Genomic DNA, 17922 nt, shown 5'->3' on the forward strand with positions numbered 1-17922 from the left:
TTACCCCGATCCCGGCAGTCCGATGTGGGGGCCTGAGGCGGCCCTTGCGCCCGGTTCTGGAAATCGGTCGTTCGATACCCTAGATACGGAAATCGCGAAGGGGACTGCGGATGTCGAGCGGATTACTGGCCTATCTGGATTCGATCCGCGCCCGCGATCCCGCCCCGCATTCGCGCGCCGAAATCATGCTGTACCCTGGCGTCTGGGCGCTCGGCTATCACCGCATCGCGCACCGCCTGTACAAGGCGAAACTCTATTTCCTCGCGCGCTGCGTCAATCACTGGTCGCGCTTCACGACCGCGATCGACATTCATCCCGGCGCGACGATCGGCCGCAATTTCTTTATCGACCACGGCTTCGTCGTGATCGGCGAGACCGCGGAAATCGGCGACGACGTCACGATCTACCAATGCGTCACGCTTGGCGGTACCAGCCCCGACAACGGCGTGCAGGGCAAGCGCCATCCGACCATTTCCGACGGCGCCATCATCGGCTCGGGCGCGCAGGTGCTGGGGCCGATCACGCTCGGCAAGCGCTCGCGCGTCGGCGCCAACGCGGTCGTTACGCGCGACGTGCCGGCGGGGACGACGGTGGTCGGCATCCCCGCCCGCGCGACCACGATCGAGGGTGGCAACGCACCCGAGATGCCGCGGTTCGTGCCCTATGGTACGCCGTGCAGCGAGTCGTTCGATCCCGCGACGCAGAAGATGGAGATCATGCGTTGCGAGCTCGAGACGATGCGCAAGCGGCTCGACGCGTTGCTCGCCGATGGTCTTCCCGAGGATCGACGCGACCGCGCATGATGGTGGATAATTGATGGGCGTCGTACCCTTTCCGATACCGTCCAAAGCGACGCAGGTCGGCTTCGAACGCCTCGAACTCAACCGGATCCTCGACCTCTACGGCCGGATGGTCGCAGCGGGGCATTGGCGAGATTACGCGATCGATCTCGGCACGGACGCCGCCGTTTTCGCCGCCTTCCGTCGCGCCGCCGAGCGGCCTGAATTCAGGATCGAGAAACGCCCGTCGTTGCGCAACAAACAGGGCATGTGGGCTCTGATCGGCGAGGGCGGCGCGGTAGTGAAGCGCGGCCATGAGCTTGGCCCGGTGCTGGCCCCGGTAGAACGCCGCTTCATGAAGCTCGTCGAGGACTGAGTTCCCGTCATCCTGACGAAAGTCAGGATCCAGAGTTACAAAGGACGTCGCGCGTTACTCTGAATGTGATTTTCATCAGGATGACGGGAGGCGGTCCGCCCGCCATCGGCGGACTGCCTTCCCCACTAGATCACGCCCGCGGGATCAAAGCCCCCACGACAGACGGATATACCCGAACTGCCCCGGCACATCATACGTGGTTGGATCATAGTTCGGCCCGGTGCAGCTGAAGCAGGCCGGCGGGTCTTGGTTGAACACGTTGTTGACGCCGATCGTCAGGCCCAACCGGTTCTCCAGCCAGCCCGGCGCCAACGTTAGCTGGACGTCGCCGTAGAAGGTGCTGTCGAGCTTTTTACCATCGGCTTCCTTCACGCTGTTGATGTAGCGCCCGGTGAACGACGCGCGCGCCGCGCCGATATCCCAGTCGACCACCGCATTGCCCTTGAACTTCGGGTAGGACTGGTCGGGGAAGCCGCGCGTCGTGCCGCGGTAGTCGGTGGTGGTGAAGCCCGTCGCCGCCGGGAACGTCTCGGTGTATTTCAACAGGATGTTGCCGTTGAGCGACAGCCCGAACGTCCCCGCCGAGGTGCGTGGCGAGCGATAGATCGCGGTCACGTCGACACCGCGCGTGCGGATCCCGCCGATATTCTGCAACTGCGCATTGATCCGCGAGATCAATCCGTTCGAGGTCCGGGTGATCGCCGCGCAACTCAGCGCATCGCCGGTTTCCGCGCACCGGCTCAGCGTTAGCTGTGCCGCGACCGGTGCGATCGCGTCGCTCACCTTGATGTCGTAGTAATTGCCCTCGAGGCTCAGCTGGCTCGCAAAGCCGCTGGTTCGAGCCCAGTTCGGCGCATAGACGCCGCCGAACAGCCAGGTCCGCGAGGTTTCCGGCTTCAACGCGCTGTTGCCGCCGGTCAGCACGCCCAGCTGGCCGCCATTGGGCTCCTGGTAACTGCCGTTCGCGGGTACGCCGTTCGTGGTGCAGTTCGCCCGCACCGTGGCCGAGCTCTGATACGGCGACCCGGCGACGTTGGTGCAGGGATCGTCGATCGGCGCATCCGACCGCGATTCCGCCCCGAACAACTCGCCGATGCTCGGGGCGCGGAACCCCTGCGCATAGGAGGCACGGAACAGCAGGTCGCTGACCGGCTTCCACAGGCCGCTGCCGGTATAGGTCGTGTTGCTGCCACTCGTCGAATAGTTCGAATGCCGCACCGCGCCGCCGACTTCGAGCGAGTGGATCAACGGGGTGTCGTGGATCAGCGGCACGCGCAGCTCGGCATAGACCTCGTCCGAGTTGAAATGGCCGCGCGCGGGCTGCGCCGGAATGTCCGCGCCAAGCCCTGCGGTGATCAGCGGGTCGGGCGTGAAGCTGCCATATTGAACGCGGTGCTCATACCCTGCGGCGATACCGACCGGGCCGGCGGGCAGGTTGAACAGGTCGCCGGAGATGTTGGCAGTATAATCCTCCAGGCTCTGCGAACTGCGCGCGCGCTCGTCGAATGCGATATAGGCGAGCATCGCCGGCGTCACCGAGCCGGCCCCGCCGAAGATGTTGAACGGGACGCATGCGCCGGTGCAATTCGCGACCGGGCCGAGCGCCTGTTGCAGCAACGCCGCATTGATGTTGCCGGTGAACAGCTGCTTGGCATCGTTGAAGCCCAGGACAGCGTTGGCATCCCAGTAGAATTTACGGCTGCCGACCATGAACGAGCCATCGAGCGTCGCGGTCGCCGACATCGTGTCGACGGTCTGCGTATAGGTGCGCTGCCCCGCTTCGACGAGACGACGACGCACCGTCGAGTAATTCGCCGGCGCATTGCCCGCGCCGCCCGCCGACAGCGTATAGCCGAACGGATTATACGGGTTGGTCGCATCGATCGAGATCGTGTCGAGCAGATTGCCGTTGCCCGCATCGGGCCCGACGAACAGCGGCAGGAACGCCGCCTGGTTCTGTGAATTGCGCCGCGTGTAGTTCATCTTCACGCGCAGGTTCACGCTGTCGGTCAGCTCCTGCTTGGCGCTGACGAAGAAGCCGTAGCGCTCCGACGGCGTCAGGAAATAGTTGAACGGTGCGAAGTTGAATCGGTCCGAGGTCGTGAGCAGACGGTAGTCGCTGTTCGCGCCGGTCGGGTTCGCCGCGTCGTAGCGCGGCCGACCGAGGATCGGTGCCGACTTCAACGTCAATGCTGCGCCGGTCAGCTGGACATAGCCGTTCACCGTCGCGCTCGAACAGCCGCCGATCGGATCGGTGCAGCTCGTCTGGCCAGGGTTGGGGAATTGCGAGATCGCGCGGTCGCCGGTGCGGACCGCTTCCTGCTTCACGTAACTCCCGCCGAACACCACGCTCGTCCGCGGCGCCTGGATCCCGTAGCTGACGTTGTAGTCCTGCGTATGCCCGTCGCCCTGACGGAACGTACCAAACTGCGCGGAGGCCTTCAGCCCCTTTTGCTGCGACTTGGTGATGATGTTGACGACGCCGGCCAGCGCGTCGGACCCGTAGAGTGGCGACTGGCCCGACTGGAGGATCTCGATCCGCTCGATCGAGCCGACCTGGATCGTGTTGAGATCGACCGTCGAGGGAATCCCGCTCGCCGACGCGCCGTTGACGAAGCGCAGGCCATCGACCAGCACCAGCGTCCGCTTGGCGGTGAGATAGCGCAGATCGATCTCCGCCGACCCGGCGCCGACGCCGCCGCCGTCGGGCGGATTGCCGATGTTCCCCGAGTTATTGGCCTTCGAATTGAGCCCCCCGGCCGCACTCGGCAGCCGCTGGAGCACGTCGGCGACCGACGACAGCCCGGTCCGCTGGATCGATTCCGCATCGACCGTGATGACCGGCGAAGGCTGCGACAGCGGATCGCGACGGATACGCGATCCGGTGACGACGATCTCTTCCCCGCTGGTCTGATCAACGGGTGGCGTGGCCTCCGCCGCGGGTGTCGTGACGGTTTGCGCGTGGACCGGCGCCACTGCGACCATCGTCGCCAGGGCCAAACCACCGACGCTGGCATATCTGCTCGAATATTTGAACGTCTTCACTGCACGCATGAACCATCCCCCTGTTCGTGTTTCCGCACGGCATCCGCTCTTATATTTTGTATACGAATGATGGCTCAGGGGCGTAACGAAGCAAGGCAATACTGCCATGTGAAACAATTTTGTTGCAAAATGTGCTTGCTGTGTTGCGCGGATGCCACGTTTGGCGGGTTAGACCAGCACGGGTGCCGCGGCCCGATCGGCTTCGCCGAATACGCGCAAATAGCGCGCGATTTCGGAGGGTTCGCCGGTCGCCTTGGCGGGATTATCCGACAGCTTCACCGCCGGGCGCCCGTTCGCCTCGATCACCTTGCAGACCAGCGAGATCGGCTCCAGCGCCGCCGCGCCATCGGGATCGCAGCCGCGGAAATCGTTGGTCAGGTTGGTCCCCCAGCCAAAGCTCATCCGCACACGCCCATGGAAATGGCCATACACCTGCTCGATCGTGTCGATGTCCATCCCGTCGGAGAAGATCAGCAGCTTGGTCTTCGGATCGACGCCCTGTTGCTCCCACCAGCGGATGATCTGCTCGCCCCCCGCGATCGGCGGCGCGCTGTCGGGGCGGAACCCGGTCCACTCCGCCAGCCAGTGCGGCGCGTTGCGCAGGAACGCGGTCGTCCCGAACGCATCGGGCAGCGCGATCAGGAGGTTGCCATTATAATGCTGCCGCCAATGCTCGAGCACGCGGTACGGCGCGTCGGCCAGTTCGGCGTCGCTCTCGGCTAGCGCGGCGGTGACCATCGGTAGTTCGTGCGCGTTCGTGCCGATCGCCTCGAGGTCCGCGTCCATCGCCAGCAGCACGTTCGAGGTGCCGATGAACCGGTCGCCAAGACCTTCTTTGAGCGCCTCCACGCACCAGCGCTGCCACAGGAACCCGTGCCGCCGCCGCGTACCGAAATCCGACAGGACGAGATCGGGCAGCTCGCGCAACCGCTCGACCTTCTCCCACAGTTTCGCCTTGGCGCGCGCATAGACGATATCGAGTGCGAACCGGCCGCGATCGCGCAGGGCCGCACGCGATTTCAACTCGTTGATGATTGTCAGCGCGGGGATTTCCCACATCGTCGTGTGGGTCCACGGACCGTCGAAATGCAGCTCGTACTGCCCATCGACCTTCCGCAGGTCGTAGGCGGGCAGCTGGAACTCGCCGAGCCAGGCGAGGAACTCGGGTCCGAACATCTTCTGCTTGCCGTAGAAGCTGTTGCCCGCGAGCCAGATCAGCTCCTTCTTCGCGAACCTGAGCGTTCGGGCGTGATCGAGCTGCGCGCGCAGTTCGGCCTCGTCGACGATCTCCGCCAGCCGCACCGTCTTGGTCCGGTTGATCAGTGCGAAGGTGGCATGCACGTCCGGATAGACCTGCCGGATCATCTGCAACATCAGCAGCTTGTAGAAATCGGTGTCGAGCAGGCTGCGCACGATCGGATCGAGCCGGAAATTGTGATTGTACGTGCGGGTGGCGATATCGGTCACGGCCATGCGCGCGGGCTCCTGCGTTGCTTGGGGGTTGCGGGTGTCCGAGATGACGGGAGTGTGTCAAGCAGCGGCCAAAGGAGACGGGCGATGGCGCGGTTCGTGGTCGTGGTGGATACGCAGTGGGATTTCATGGCGGCGGACGGCGCGCTGAGCGTCGCGGGGGCCGAGGGACTGGTGGCGCCGATGCAGGCTTGGCTGTCGGCTTTGAAGCCCGGTGAAACCTTAGGTGTCCTCTTCACCTTCGACACGCATTTCCGCGAAACCTACGCCGCGTCGCCCGAGGCGGCGATGTTCCCGATCCACTGCGTCCGGGGGACGCGAGGGTGGGAGAACATGCTCGATGTGGCGTTGCTCGATCCGGCGATCCCGGCATGGCGGATCGAGAAGGGGGTGTTCGACATGTGGGCCGAACCGGGGCTCGCGATCGAAGACGCACGCGATGCGAGCCGGACGATTCCCCGCGAAGAGTTCTTCGATCGCCTTGCCGCGCAACGGATCACCGACGTCACGGTCATCGGCGTCGCTGCGGACTATTGCGTCCGGTGGGCTGTCGAAGGTCTGGTCGATCGCGGTTTTGCGGTACGCGTTCCGGCCGCGTTGACGCGGGGAATCGAGCGCCAGATCGACACGGTCGCAGCGCAAGATTTTGCCGGCAAGCGCCTCGAGATTTCGGCCGAACCAGCCTGACGCCACGCGTTCGTGCGCGCGCGGCGCAGGCCACGATCTTGCACGCCCGATCAATTGTTCCGCGTTTCGGATGGTGCCCTCGACAGGCATAGCATCGGTGTGTCCTCGAAATACTGCGGACAAGATTGGCGCGCAAAACTGCCTCCGGGGATCTCGGAGGGCAGTTTCATGCAGCACCAGTCAATATCGTCGCCCGAATGCGCGATCGGGCGTCATGCGCCGCGTTCGCGTCACCGGGATGTCCTGAGCGAACCGATCCAGCGATCCGCTTGTCGTCGGTGCGGTGCGACGATCGTCAAATCGGCGGTCAGCCGACGCTGGGTCATCTCCGGACTGCTCGGCTGAGATGCCCGAATTCATTATCAAAAGGGGAAAGACATGACGCCAAGGATAGTGCCGATGCTTGCACTGCTTATGGGAATGCCGGGTATTGCCAGTGCGCAGACGGAGCGGGCGGGGCCACCAAGGATCGACGTCGTGACGCTGCAACGGCGCGAGGCGGACGACATGGCGCTTCTGCTGCAGCTGCGGGCGGCGCAACGTCCGGCACTCGACGCATTTCTGCAGTCATTCGCACCGCCGCCGGCAATGCCGCACGGGGACAAGATGCGTGAGGCGATGCCGTCGGACGGTTTCGAGCAGCATTTGCAACGCATGACGGAGATGACGGCACAGCGCGCGGCCGATGACACCCGGCGCATCGCCGCGGCGCGAAGCTTCTATGATGGCCTGGATACGAAACAGCGCGCCGCGTTCGAGGCGTTGATGCGTCTACGTCACGGCCCCGCGATGATGGGCCCTCCCATGATGAGACCCCCGATGATGGGCCCCTCCACGATGGGACCGCCGATGATGAGGGCCATGCCGGGTGGCCCGATGCGCGATCCCGACGGTGGCCCATTCCTCGACGGCCCAGCGGCTGGCGGCGTGCCGTCGCACGCAGGTTCGTCACAGCAACTGCCAAAGGGCCCGGGCAGCGACCAGTAGGACGATGCTCAACTGACGGGACCTCGATGAACCTTCGTTATCAGGGTTTTTCGGGGTCCCTGTCGCGGTCGGGTTCGACCGGCGCATCGGATCCGTTGCGCCATGTCTCGGCCCCGGCGCGCGGCAATTCCCCGCGCGTTATCGCGCCATCGTGGTTGCGGTCCAATGCCGCGAAACGAACCGTCGCGGTACTCGTGAATTCGCTGGCGTCGACCCCGCGGTTGCCGTCGCGGTCGGCGGTAATGACCGGCTCGGGAAAGTCGAAGAACCCGAACCGCGCCGCACCCTGGCGTTCGCGGGGCACGGCAGTCTTGCTGGAACCACCATTGCCAAAGCGCATGCCGTCACCGCCGCCGCCGCCCCCGTTTTGACCGCCGCCGTTTCGACCGCCCCCGTCATCGCCACGCCGCCCGCCTCCTTCGGCCATGCGGCGGCCGCCGACGACGCGGATCTCGGGGACGAGGACGTTTTCGTAAAATGCGATGTCGTCCGGGTCGATTTCCCCGTCCTTGCCGCGATCGAGCACCGCGAAAAAGCGCATCGCGTCGTGCTGGAACTCCGTCAGCGTAAGGCGTCCGTCGCCATCCGCATCCGCCCCAGCGAACCAAAGGGTTTGCGCGGCGCCGGGGCGAAGGATCGTGCGAAACGGCTCGCCCATCGGGCTGACGAACAATTGGCCGCGGCCACGCTCGGACGGATCGCCGGGGCGCGGGAGGTCGGCGGCACAGCCTGCCAGCGCGCCTGCCAGTGCGCCCGCCAGCCCGATGAGGATTACGCGTCGCATAGGAACTCCTTGCATGTCGCCGGACAAAAACGGTTAGCCTGGTAGCGTGATGCGGGCTCGCAACCCGCCTTCGGGGCGCATATCGAGTGTCGCATCGCCGCCATGCGCACGTGCCACCGCGCGGACGCTGGCGAGACCCAGTCCGATCCCGCCGGTATCGCGGTTGCGCGATTGTTCGGCGCGGAAGAACGGTTCGAATGCACGGATCAGGTCGTCGGGCTGCATGCCGGGGCCGCGGTCCTGCACTTCGATGACCACCGTGTCGCGGTCGCGGTACAGCAGCACCTCGGCATGACCGGCGTATTTGATCGCATTGCCGACCAGGTTGCCGATCAACGCCTTCAGCGAGGGGGCATCGCCTTCGATCGTCAGGGGATCGCCGATCTGGAGCACGACGTCGTCGCCGCGGTCCGCGAACTCGTCGGTGACGCTTTCCGCCAGCGATCGCAGATCCAGGCGTTGCCGACGAACATGCCGTGTCATGTCCCGGACGAACGCCATCGCCGCACCGATCCGGTGGCTCATTTCCTGAATGTCGTCCTCGGTGGCGATGCGGATGTCCTCCGGCGCCTTTTCGAGCCGCAACGAGAGCCGCATCAACGGCGTTCGCAAGTCATGCGCGACCGCGGCGATCAGCGTCGTGCGATCCTCGACGTAGCGATTGAGCCGCTCCTGCATCACGTTGAAGGCGATTGCCGCCTCGGCGATCTCGGGCGGGCCGATCAAAGTCAGCGGTTCCGCGCGCGGATCGCGGCCGAGGCGTTCGACCGCTGCCGTGAATTGGCCGATCGGCTTGACCACGCGTCGGGCAAGCGCCCAGGCGATCGGCGCAACGACGGCCAGCGCGACCAGAAACCACAGGATGATGCGGATTCGCCACGGGCCCATGATCGCGCTGGTCGGGCGGATCACGCGCCATCTGCCGCCACCGACATCGATCGAGACAACGAACGGACCGAAGAGCGCATTCTCCAGCGCGGCGAAATTATGATGCCGACGGGGTCCGATCGGCGGTCCCATCGGTATCGGCGGGCGCAGCGCATCCGCGAACATCGGGCGTCCGGACCGCTCCGCCTCGACGACGACCGCGGTCGCGGGCAGGCCGAGATCGGTGGCGATGATCGCGCCCAGCCGTCGGTCGCGCGGACTGTCGGTCGGGTTGGGCGCGCGGGTCGCAATCTCGGTCTTCAGCAGCTTGGCGGGATCGACGCCGGTGCGGGCGAACGCCGCGATCCGGGTGGTGGTGAAGATGATCGGCGTCGGCGGCGGCATCAACAGCAGCGTGGCGAAGTTCAGCACCTGGACCAGCAGCACGGTGATCAGCATGAGCGCGAAGATTCGCAGGAACAGCGGCCAGGATCGTTGCAGATTGCGCGCGGGCACGGCGTCCCGGCCGGTATCGTTGCCGATCGGCTTTCGGGGAGCGTCCACGGCTTGGTTCACAGCCGGACCACGCGTGGCACGAAGAAATACCCTTCGTTGCGGATCGTCCGGATGATGTCGTCACCGCGGGAGCGGAGCTTGCGGCGCAGGCGGCTGACCTGGACGTCGATCGCGCGGTCGAAGGCATCGGTATCGGGCCCGCGTGCCGCCTCCAGCAGCGCGTCGCGCGCCAAAACGCGGCGGGGCCGCTCGACAAACGCACGCAGCACCGCAAACTCGCCATCCGTAAGATCGATCAGCGTATTTTCCGCATCGAACAGTTCGTGCGCGGCAAAATCGACGCGCCACCCGAGGAAACCGTAGGAACGCCCCTCGCTGGCGTCCTGGATTTCGCGCGCGCGCAACGCCGCGCGGACCGTCGCGAGGATTTCGCGCGGGCTGCACGGCTTGGTCAGATAGTGGCTGGCGCCGATCTCGAGCCCCAGGATACGATCGGGCTCCGCGCCCAGTGCGCTCAGCATCACCACCGGCGGCCCGGCCGCACGCGCCAGGCGACGGCAGACCGACAGGCCGTCCTCGCCGGGCATCATCACGTCGAGCAGGATCAGCGATACCGACTGGCGCGCCAGCACGCTGTCCATCTCCTGCGCGCTCGTCGCGGTCTCGACGTTATAGCCATGCATGCCGAGGCTTTGCGCCAGCAGCGTGCGGATCATGTGATCGTCGTCGACCACCAGCAGCGTCGGCTTCGGCACCACGCCGTCAGGGGCCGGGGCGAGCGATTCGGGGGCAGGGTTCGGCATCATGCGGCGATCCTAGCGGGCGCGTGTGTTCGCGATATTTCTGCATGCGCCAAAGCGCGTCGTCCCGCATCTTTTCGTTGCAGCAACATAGGTTAGGATAACACCAGCCCTCCAGTGTTTCAAAGCGGCGCGGGCGGTGTCACATCGGGAAACATCCCGGACAAACACCGGGTGCAGGGCAGGACGCATGGCTCACCGTCTCCCTCTCCCCGAAAGTCGCCGGCGATGAACGTTTCCCAACATTACGAACCCGTATCCGCCCGCCCGCCGCACATCGCCGCGTGGCAGGACGACGCGAGCCACGAGCCCGCGGACGATGCCGGCTACCAGTCGGCCCGGGTCATCATCGTCGACGACGACCCCGGTCTTCGCGAGCTTCTCACCGAGTTCCTCGTCGATAACGGGTTGGGCGTCGAGGCGGTGTCGAGCGGGGCGGCGTTGCGCGCCCGTCTCGTTCAGCGGCCCTGCGATCTCGTCATCCTCGACATGATGATGCCCGGTGAGGATGGCCTGTCCGTCCTGCGCGGGCTTGCCCAGTCCGACGATCCGCCCGGTGTCATCATGCTGTCGGCCTTGTCGAGCGAGGTCGACCGCGTGGTCGCCCTGGAGATGGGGGCGGACGATTACGTGACGAAGCCATCGACCCCGCGCGAAATTCTCGCGCGGATCCGATCGGTGCTGCGGCGGCGCAATCGGACGGTGCCCCTCGGTGCGGACATCGGTGGGATGGTCGAGGCGGGTGACATGCCGCGATTCCACACGACCTATCGGTTCGCAGGCTGGACGCTCAATTGCCGGATGCGGTCGTTGCAGGCGCCAGGCGGCGAGATCGTCTCGCTGACCGAGGGCGAGTTCCAGATGATGGATGCCTTTGTCACGCATCCCCACGCGGTCCACACGCGCGAAGACATGATCGCGCTGTCGGGGCGTGCGGATACGTCGTCGAAGGATCGCACGATCGACGTCAACATCAGCCGTCTCCGCCGCAAATTGGCAGCCTTCGACCGGACCGAGATCATCCGTACGGTCCGCGGGAAGGGCTATCTGTTCATCGCCGACGTCAGCGGCGCCTGACCAGGGTATCGGCCGGCTGCGAGGCTCAGGCGGCGGCGCGGGGCGTTGTCGCCGGATCCCCCGGATGCGCGATGCACCATGCGTGGAACGGCTCTGCCGGCATCGGTCGCGCGAACAGAAACCCCTGCGCCTCGTCGCACTCCATCGTCGAGAGGCAGGCGGCGACGCCCTCGGTCTCGACGCCTTCGGCGACCACGCGGTAGCCGAGTTCGTGCGATAACCGGATCATCGTTCGGACGAGCGTCTGTTCGTCGCCGCCGCTGATGGTGGCGTCGAGATCGCGCATGAAGCTCTGGTCGATCTTGACGACGTCGACGGGCAATTGCTGAAGATAGGCGAGACTGCTGTAGCCGGTGCCGAAATCGTCGATCGCCAGGCGCACCCCGGCGTCCCGTAGGGCAGCGAGCTGTTCGCGCGCCTGCGCGACGTTCCGCATGATCGCGCTCTCGGTGACCTCGAGCTCGATCCGCTCGGCACGGATCCGGTGCTTGAGCAGCAGCAGCTGGACCCGCGCAGCGAAATCGGGTTCCTCGAGATTGTTCGCCGACAGATTGATCGACAAATTACCGGTAAAGCCTTCGGCAATCCAGCGACCGAGTTGTTCCAGCGCCCGATCGACGACCCAGTGAGTCAGCGGTTTGGCGTGCCAGGTCTGTTCGATCAGCGGGATGAACTCGGCGGGCGACACATCGCCCAGTACCGGATGCGTCCAGCGCAACAGCACTTCGGCACCCAGGCATTGGCGGGACAGCAGGTCGACCCGGGGTTGATACACCAGGCTCAGCTGATCCTCGCTCGCCAACGCCGCCTCGAAGTCGCGCAGCAGTTCGTAGCGGCGGCGATGCGCGGTGTCGTTCGCCGACGAGAAGAAGCAGACGGTGGCTTCCTGAGCCCGCGCATCCTGCGCGGCACCGTGTGCGAACCGCAAGACGTCGGTCGGTTCGACCATGCCGAGCGTGATCGGCGCAACGCCCACCGCACCGGTGGTGGCAAAACGCAGCGACGATTTCACGCTGCACTCCGCGACCTTGTCCGTCAGCAGCGTGACATAGGCGGCATCATCGACATCGGGTTCGGCGAAGAACACGAACTGCGTCGCTGCGACATGGTACGCGCGACGATTTGCAGACAATGCGTCGCGGAGTTGCAGCGCGGCGGTCTTGACCATTTCAACGACATGCTCGGAGCCGAGCACGCGGGTCATGTTGTCGATCTGATCGGTCCTCGCCAGATCGAGCATCACCAGCAGGCGGCGCTCGCCGCAGTGATCGCGCGTCAGGTCGGCGAGATCGTCGAGAAACTGCTGGCGGTTCGGCAACCCGCTGATCGGATCGATCCGGCCAAATGCATGTTGCAGCTCGATCTGCGCCATCGCCATCGCCGCAAGATCGCGCAGCGCTCCCATCTCGGCGGTGGTTGCGGTCCGCGGTTCCGAGCCGAGCACGCACAACGAGCCCAAACCATAGCCATCGCGAGTCGTGAGGGGCGCCCCGGCGTAGAACCGGGTGCCCGAGCTAGCGAGCTGGCTCGAGGCATAGAAAGGATGATCGAGTAAATCGGGGATGACGAGAGGCTTGGTGGTCTCGGCGACCTCTGCACACGGTGCACGGTCGCGACTGAGTTCGGTGTGCTCGATACCGACCCGGGATTTGAACCACTGGCGATCGTCGTCGGTCAACGAGATCGCGGAGACGGGCAGCCCGAAAATCTGACTCGCCATCCGCGTGATACGGTCGAAACTCTCGCTAGGAGGGCTGTCGAGGATATCGAGCTGTCTGAGAGCATCGAGCCGCGCCGCTTCGTTTACCGGTTTAGTCATGGCAACACTCTGTCAAATATGACTTAAGTGAATGTGAATATTAGTCACCATGCGCATAACATAAGTTAGACCAGACGGATACTGCGCGCGGTGCGATCACGTTTTGCTGCGTATAGCGCCGCATCGGCGCGTCCCCAGGCTGCAGCGAAGTTCTGCACGGCGGAGCTGGTCGCCGAGCCATCCATAAGCACCGCCCCGACACTGCCTCCGACCGGAAGCGTGATGCCGTCGCTGGTCATCCGCTCGCACAATGCGCGTTCGATACGATTGGCGACGACGGACAGCCGGGCGTCGTCGGCGTCGGGCAACAGGACGGCAAACTCGTCGCCCCCCAGACGCGCGAGATGGTCGCTGGCGCGGACGGCCCCGCGCAGGCGTCTCGCGACTTCGACCAGAACCGTATCGCCGACACTATGCCCAAAGCGATCGTTGATCGCCTTGAACCGGTCCAGGTCGATCGCGATGATGCCGACCGCCACGCCGGGACTGGTCTGCGCGAGGCGCTGATCGAGACCGCGGCGATTGAGCAATCCCGTCAACGGGTCCGTTTCCGCGGCGACGACCGCGCGCAACTGGCGTTCCCGATCTTCGGAGATGTCGATCGTCACGCCGACGATCCGCAACGGACTGCCATCGGCGGCCCGAAGCAGCTTGCGATCGCACCGCATCCAGCGCGGGCCATTGATCGTCGACAATTCATATTCGACGGAGGCGTTGTCGATCTCACCGTCGAGCAAGGTCTGGACCGACGCCGCATCGCGGTTGGCAGGCGCGATATAGTCGCCATACGTATCGAGATCGATCGGCCCTGACCTTTCCGGTCCACGCACAAAGCGCGAGAAACTCGGGGAGGTTTCGAACCGTTTGGTTTCCACATCGATGTGCCAGAAGCCGCCGCGTACCGCCTCCATGGCCAGCGTCATCCGCGCGTTGATCTCTTGGAGCGCGCGATCGGCGCGCCGTCGCTCGGTGACGTCCTGGATATGCGCGATTACCCGGATCAGCGCGCCGTCGGGCGCGCGGACGGCCGATACCGCGAGCGACGCATGGACCGGTTCGCCGTTCTTGTGAATATAGCGCTTTTCGAGCGTGTAGTCGTCCCGCCCGCCTGCCACGACCTCGGCGAACAGCCGTGCGTCGGCCTCCTGATCGTCGGGATGCGTGATCGTCCGGAAATCGAGACCCGCAAGCTGGACGACCGTTAGCCCGAGCATGGCGGCGAACGCAGCGTTTACGCGTTCCATCCGCCCATCGGCATTGGTGACCGCCATGCCGACAGGGGCATGCTCGAACGCATCGTTGAACATGATCTCCTTCTCGGCGATGCGGGCCTCGAGATCGCGCCGGACGCTGATATCGGTCACCAGCACGACGACACCACGGATGACCCCTTCGGCATCGACATCGGGGACGTAGCTTCCCTGGACGCGGCGCGCGTCGCCCCCATCGAACAGCGTATATTCGTACGTCACGGGTGTGCCGGCCAATGCTTCGGTCAACCGCGGCAGCACGGTCGGAAAGTTACCCTCGCCGACGATCTCGCGACAATGCCGTCCAACGATCTGGTCGGGCGCGATCCCGCGCCACGCTGCGTAGGTCGCGTTGGCGTAGCGATAGGTCAGGTCCCGATCGAAATACGCGACCAGCCCCGGCAGCATGTCCAAGATGGCGAGTGCGGATGGCACGCCGTCCGACGATCGCTCAGGCCCGGTCGGAATAGATCCATTTTGAGGTCTATCTGTCGCGGAGGTAGGGCGGTGGGTCATGACGCTGCATACGGGCGGCATGGTTAAGTGATAGTTCGCGTCGTCGATCGATCGCGTATCGTGATCGACACCTACCTCAAAAGCCCAATGATCCCAACGCGATGGGCGGCGAGCTCTCAGCGCTGCACGCCAGCGATTGTAAAAAGCTCATAGCTCGCGGCGTTCGACGAGGGGCGCTGTCCCTCAGCTATTTCGCGCCACCTGAAACCCTGCAAACGACTGGCTCACCGGCATGATCTCGAGCCGGTTGATGTTCAGATGCGGCGGCAGTTCGGCGATCCACAACAGCGTCGCGGCAAGGTCGCCTCCGGTCATCGGATCGGCACCGCCATACAGCGTATCCGAGGCGGCCTGGTCGCCGGCGGTGCGGACGAGCGTGAATTCGGTTTCGATCATGCCCGGCTCGATCGATGTGACGCGCACGCCCTTGCCATGGAGATCGGATCGAAGCCCGAGCGAGAATTGTTCGACGAACGCCTTGGTGCCGCCGTACACATTGCCACCCGTATACGGATAGGTTGCCGCCACCGACGAGATGTTGATCACCGCACCCTTCCGCGCGATCAGCCCCGGCAACATCTTGTGCGTAAGCGATACGAGCGCGGTGACGTTGGTTGCGATCATCGTCTTCCACTGATCGACGTCCGCCTGGTCCGCGGGCTTCGTCCCCAGCGCCAGTCCGGCATTGTTGATGAGCAGGTCGACGTTGCGAAACGCCTCGGGCAGTGCGTCGAGTGCGGCATCACGCGCGCGCTCGTCGCACACGTCAAAGACCGCCGCGTGGACCTTGTCCGCGCCGAGCGCGGCGACCAGCGCATCGAGCCGCTCCGCACGGCGCCCGGTCGCGATCACGCGCCATCCCGCCTTCGCGAACGCGTGCGCGGCGGCCTCGCCGATTCCCGAGGTCGCGCCGGTGATGAGGACGGTTCTGGTCATGTCGCTTCCTAGCCGTGGTCCGCCCCGCATCGGTCGGGGGCAGGGGCTATGTAGGAGCGATCATCGTGCTCGCAAACGTCGCACCTATAGAGCGCGTACCGCGGCCAGGATCATCCGTCCCGTCAACCGCGCCGTCTGGTCCTCGGACAGCCGCGGGCGCGACAGGGTCCGGTGGCCGAGCCCGAACATGAAGGCGAGGATCAGCTCCTCGGCGCCTTCCAGTTCATTCTCCTGCAAGTCCGGGTTGGCGACGCAGGCGAGCTCGCGGATCATCCGCCGGAAATCGCGGCACAGGTCGGCGATCGTGTCGGCGACGTCGGCATTGCGATGCGCCTCTGCCATGATCTCGAACGAGAGCGCCTCGTCACCCTTCGACAACGCACGCCGTGCCAGTTCGACGAACCCTTCTTCGATCGAGAATCGTTCCGATTTGACCGAGTCGTTCATCGTCTGCAATTCGGCCATCTTCGCCGCCGCATCTTCCATCACGATCGCCTGGATCACGGCGTTCTTGCCGGTAAACAGGCGATAGATCTGACCGACCGACACACCCGCCGCAACGGCCAGTTCGGACATCGGCGTCTGGTGAAACCCTTGGGTCGCAAACAGATGACGAGCTGCGGCGACGATGCGCTCCCGGCTTCCCATCTCATGCTGCACTGCACTCAAAACTATATTCCCGACGCGTTTTTTGGTTGACCGGCCGCTCGCACAATCCTAGCGGGCAAGCAAGCGGAATGAACGTTCATTCCGGTGAACCTAATCTGCACGGACGTCGGGATGCTTAACATGCAGCAATTGAACCTCAAGGGATCGGTGGCGCTCTTCGCGCTCGCCCTGCTGTCGGCTTGCGGCAAGGAGCAGGCTCCGCCGCCTCCGCCTACACCGACCGTCGGCGTCGTTACCGTCGGTGAGGAAGCGGTCGTGCTAACCTCCGAGCTCCCCGGGCGTATCGCCGCGGTAGAGACGTCGGAAGTCCGTCCGCAGGTCAGCGGCGTGGTCCGCGATCGGCTGTTCACCGAGGGCGCGATGGTCAGCAAGGGCCAGGTGCTCTACGCGATCGAGGACGCCCCCTATCGCGCCGCACTCGCCAGCGCGCAGGGGCAGCTCGCTGCGGCCCAGTCGCAGATCAACGCGACCCGCCTCCAGGCGCAGCGCTACGGCCAGCTCGTGCAGCTGAACGCGGTCAGCAAGCAGGAGGCGGACAACGCCACCGCGTCCGCACAACAGGCGCGCGCAAATGTTGCGGCGCAGCAGGCAGCGGTCCAGTCGGCGCGCGTCAACCTCGGTTTTACGCGCATCAAGGCACCGATTTCGGGCCGCATCGGGCGTTCGCTCGTGACCGTCGGCGCGCTGGTCCAGACCGGCCAGACCGACCCCCTCGCGACGATCCAGCGCACCAACACCGTCTATGTCGACGTCGTCCAGTCGGCGGCGCAGCTGCTCGATCTTAAGCAGGCGATGGCGAGCGGCGGCGTGACGCGCGGTGACGGCAGCGCGCGCGTCCAGCTGATCCTGCCGAACGGCACGACCTATCCGATCGAGGGTCGCCTGCAGTTCGCCGAAGTCACCGTCGACCAGACCACCGGCGCGGTGACGCTGCGTGCGACGTTCCCCAATCCCAACGGCCTGTTGCTGCCCGGCATGTACGTCCGTGCCAAGCTGGTCGAAGGAACTCGTCGCCAGGCGATCATGGCGCCGACTGCGGGCATCACCCGCGATCCGCGCGGCGGTGCGACCGCTCTGGTCGTCAACGCGCAGAACAAGGTCGAACAGCGTAACGTGACGACCGATCGCGTCATCGGCGACAAGTGGATCGTCACCAGCGGCCTGAAGCCCGGCGACAAGCTGATCGTCGAGGGCCTGCTCAACCTGCGTCCCGGCGCGACCGTCAAGCCTGCCGCCCCGCAGCAGGTCGCCAAGCCGGCTGGCGGTGCGCCCGGCGCTGCACCCGGAGGCGGCGACGCGTCCGGTGCGACCAGCAACAGTTCCGCGCAGGCCGGGAAGTAACCG

The 17922-nt window shown here is 65.2% G+C and carries 15 protein-coding genes; 6 read left to right on the forward strand and 9 right to left on the reverse strand.

From position 1 onward, the window contains the following. Window positions 1-110: 110 nt before the first annotated feature. Both epsC and C8J40_RS15350 read left to right on the forward strand, forming a co-directional pair. Window positions 111-803 carry a serine O-acetyltransferase EpsC gene (epsC, locus tag C8J40_RS15345; protein ID WP_132738953.1) on the forward strand — a complete coding sequence of 231 codons (693 nt, stop codon included), beginning with the start codon at window positions 111-113 and terminating at the stop codon, window positions 801-803. A 13-nt stretch (window positions 804-816) separates the two neighbouring features. Then, window positions 817-1155, forward strand: a complete 339-nt coding sequence (locus tag C8J40_RS15350) for a DUF2794 domain-containing protein (RefSeq protein ID WP_132897741.1) — start codon at window positions 817-819, stop codon at window positions 1153-1155. Window positions 1156-1299: 144 nt separating this feature from the next. Here C8J40_RS15350 and C8J40_RS15355 read toward each other — a convergent pair whose 3' ends face one another. Together C8J40_RS15355 and pncB are read right to left on the reverse strand one after the other, a co-directional pair. Next, window positions 1300-4209, reverse strand: coding sequence for a TonB-dependent receptor (locus C8J40_RS15355; RefSeq protein ID WP_243693417.1), 2910 nt, complete (start codon window positions 4207-4209; stop codon window positions 1300-1302). Between the two features lie 159 nt (window positions 4210-4368). Continuing rightward, window positions 4369-5673, reverse strand: a complete 1305-nt coding sequence (gene pncB, locus C8J40_RS15360) for a nicotinate phosphoribosyltransferase (protein WP_132897742.1) — start codon at window positions 5671-5673, stop codon at window positions 4369-4371. An 84-nt stretch (window positions 5674-5757) separates the two neighbouring features. Between pncB and C8J40_RS15365 the strand changes: the two genes are divergently transcribed. Further along, a complete protein-coding gene (locus C8J40_RS15365) occupies window positions 5758-6357 on the forward strand; it encodes an isochorismatase family protein (protein ID WP_132897743.1) in 600 nt (199 codons plus the stop codon). A 399-nt stretch (window positions 6358-6756) separates the two neighbouring features. Continuing rightward, a complete protein-coding gene (locus C8J40_RS15370) occupies window positions 6757-7344 on the forward strand; it encodes a Spy/CpxP family protein refolding chaperone (RefSeq protein ID WP_165911473.1) in 588 nt (195 codons plus the stop codon). 40 nt (window positions 7345-7384) lie between these two features. Here the strand turns inward: C8J40_RS15370 and C8J40_RS15375 are convergent, their stop codons facing one another. Genes C8J40_RS15375 through C8J40_RS15385 form a run of 3 tightly spaced genes read right to left on the reverse strand, consistent with a single transcriptional unit; the run spans window position 7385 to window position 10314 of the window. Beyond that, window positions 7385-8128 carry an EF-hand domain-containing protein gene (locus C8J40_RS15375; protein ID WP_132738935.1) on the reverse strand — a complete coding sequence of 248 codons (744 nt, stop codon included), beginning with the start codon at window positions 8126-8128 and terminating at the stop codon, window positions 7385-7387. 33 nt (window positions 8129-8161) lie between these two features. Further along, window positions 8162-9559 (reverse strand): HAMP domain-containing sensor histidine kinase, encoded by a 1398-nt coding sequence (locus C8J40_RS15380; protein WP_243643338.1) that lies wholly within the window; start codon window positions 9557-9559, stop codon window positions 8162-8164. Window positions 9560-9567: 8 nt separating this feature from the next. After that, entirely contained in the window at window positions 9568-10314 is a 747-nt protein-coding gene (locus C8J40_RS15385; protein ID WP_207901247.1) for a response regulator, read from the reverse strand. Window positions 10315-10539: 225 nt separating this feature from the next. On the opposite strand from C8J40_RS15385, the gene C8J40_RS15390 reads away from it, so the two are divergent. Further along, the gene (locus C8J40_RS15390; protein WP_132897746.1) at window positions 10540-11388 is read left to right on the forward strand and encodes a response regulator; all 849 of its coding nucleotides are present in this window, start codon (window positions 10540-10542) and stop codon (window positions 11386-11388) included. A gap of 25 nt (window positions 11389-11413) precedes the next feature. Here the strand turns inward: C8J40_RS15390 and C8J40_RS15395 are convergent, their stop codons facing one another. The 4 genes from C8J40_RS15395 to C8J40_RS15410 all read right to left on the reverse strand — a co-directional run bounded on the left by C8J40_RS15395 (window position 11414) and on the right by C8J40_RS15410 (window position 16569). Then, window positions 11414-13207: a sensor domain-containing phosphodiesterase gene (locus C8J40_RS15395; protein WP_132897747.1), complete on the reverse strand. Its 1794-nt coding sequence runs from the start codon at window positions 13205-13207 to the stop codon at window positions 11414-11416. 65 nt (window positions 13208-13272) lie between these two features. Continuing rightward, window positions 13273-14892 (reverse strand): GGDEF and EAL domain-containing protein, encoded by a 1620-nt coding sequence (locus C8J40_RS15400; protein ID WP_165911474.1) that lies wholly within the window; start codon window positions 14890-14892, stop codon window positions 13273-13275. A gap of 264 nt (window positions 14893-15156) precedes the next feature. After that, complete coding sequence (locus C8J40_RS15405) at window positions 15157-15909, reverse strand: SDR family NAD(P)-dependent oxidoreductase (protein ID WP_132897749.1); 753 nt, start codon at window positions 15907-15909, stop codon at window positions 15157-15159. Window positions 15910-15993: 84 nt separating this feature from the next. After that, complete coding sequence (locus tag C8J40_RS15410; RefSeq protein ID WP_332755409.1) at window positions 15994-16569, reverse strand: helix-turn-helix domain-containing protein; 576 nt, start codon at window positions 16567-16569, stop codon at window positions 15994-15996. A gap of 129 nt (window positions 16570-16698) precedes the next feature. Between C8J40_RS15410 and C8J40_RS15415 the strand changes: the two genes are divergently transcribed. Further along, the gene (locus C8J40_RS15415) at window positions 16699-17919 is read left to right on the forward strand and encodes an efflux RND transporter periplasmic adaptor subunit (RefSeq protein ID WP_132897750.1); all 1221 of its coding nucleotides are present in this window, start codon (window positions 16699-16701) and stop codon (window positions 17917-17919) included. Window positions 17920-17922: the final 3 nt, after the last annotated feature.

It is taken from the genome of Sphingomonas sp. PP-CC-3A-396, assembly GCF_004343105.1.
In the GTDB taxonomy this organism is placed as follows: Bacteria; Pseudomonadota; Alphaproteobacteria; order Sphingomonadales; family Sphingomonadaceae; genus Sphingomonas.

What these genes read in the sequence shown, in the direction of transcription:
- epsC (WP_132738953.1), top strand. Translation starts at nt 111, where the DNA reads ATGTCGAGCGGATTACTGGCCTATCTGGATTCGATCCGCGCCCGCGAT.
- C8J40_RS15350 (WP_132897741.1), top strand. Translation starts at nt 817, where the DNA reads ATGGGCGTCGTACCCTTTCCGATACCGTCCAAAGCGACGCAGGTCGGC.
- C8J40_RS15355 (WP_243693417.1), bottom strand. Translation starts at nt 4,209, where the DNA reads ATGCGTGCAGTGAAGACGTTCAAATATTCGAGCAGATATGCCAGCGTC.
- pncB (WP_132897742.1), bottom strand. Translation starts at nt 5,673, where the DNA reads ATGGCCGTGACCGATATCGCCACCCGCACGTACAATCACAATTTCCGG.
- C8J40_RS15365 (WP_132897743.1), top strand. Translation starts at nt 5,758, where the DNA reads ATGGCGCGGTTCGTGGTCGTGGTGGATACGCAGTGGGATTTCATGGCG.
- C8J40_RS15370 (WP_165911473.1), top strand. Translation starts at nt 6,757, where the DNA reads ATGCTTGCACTGCTTATGGGAATGCCGGGTATTGCCAGTGCGCAGACG.
- C8J40_RS15375 (WP_132738935.1), bottom strand. Translation starts at nt 8,128, where the DNA reads ATGCGACGCGTAATCCTCATCGGGCTGGCGGGCGCACTGGCAGGCGCG.
- C8J40_RS15385 (WP_207901247.1), bottom strand. Translation starts at nt 10,314, where the DNA reads ATGCCGAACCCTGCCCCCGAATCGCTCGCCCCGGCCCCTGACGGCGTG.
- C8J40_RS15390 (WP_132897746.1), top strand. Translation starts at nt 10,540, where the DNA reads ATGAACGTTTCCCAACATTACGAACCCGTATCCGCCCGCCCGCCGCAC.
- C8J40_RS15395 (WP_132897747.1), bottom strand. Translation starts at nt 13,207, where the DNA reads ATGACTAAACCGGTAAACGAAGCGGCGCGGCTCGATGCTCTCAGACAG.
- C8J40_RS15405 (WP_132897749.1), bottom strand. Translation starts at nt 15,909, where the DNA reads ATGACCAGAACCGTCCTCATCACCGGCGCGACCTCGGGAATCGGCGAG.
- C8J40_RS15415 (WP_132897750.1), top strand. Translation starts at nt 16,699, where the DNA reads ATGCAGCAATTGAACCTCAAGGGATCGGTGGCGCTCTTCGCGCTCGCC.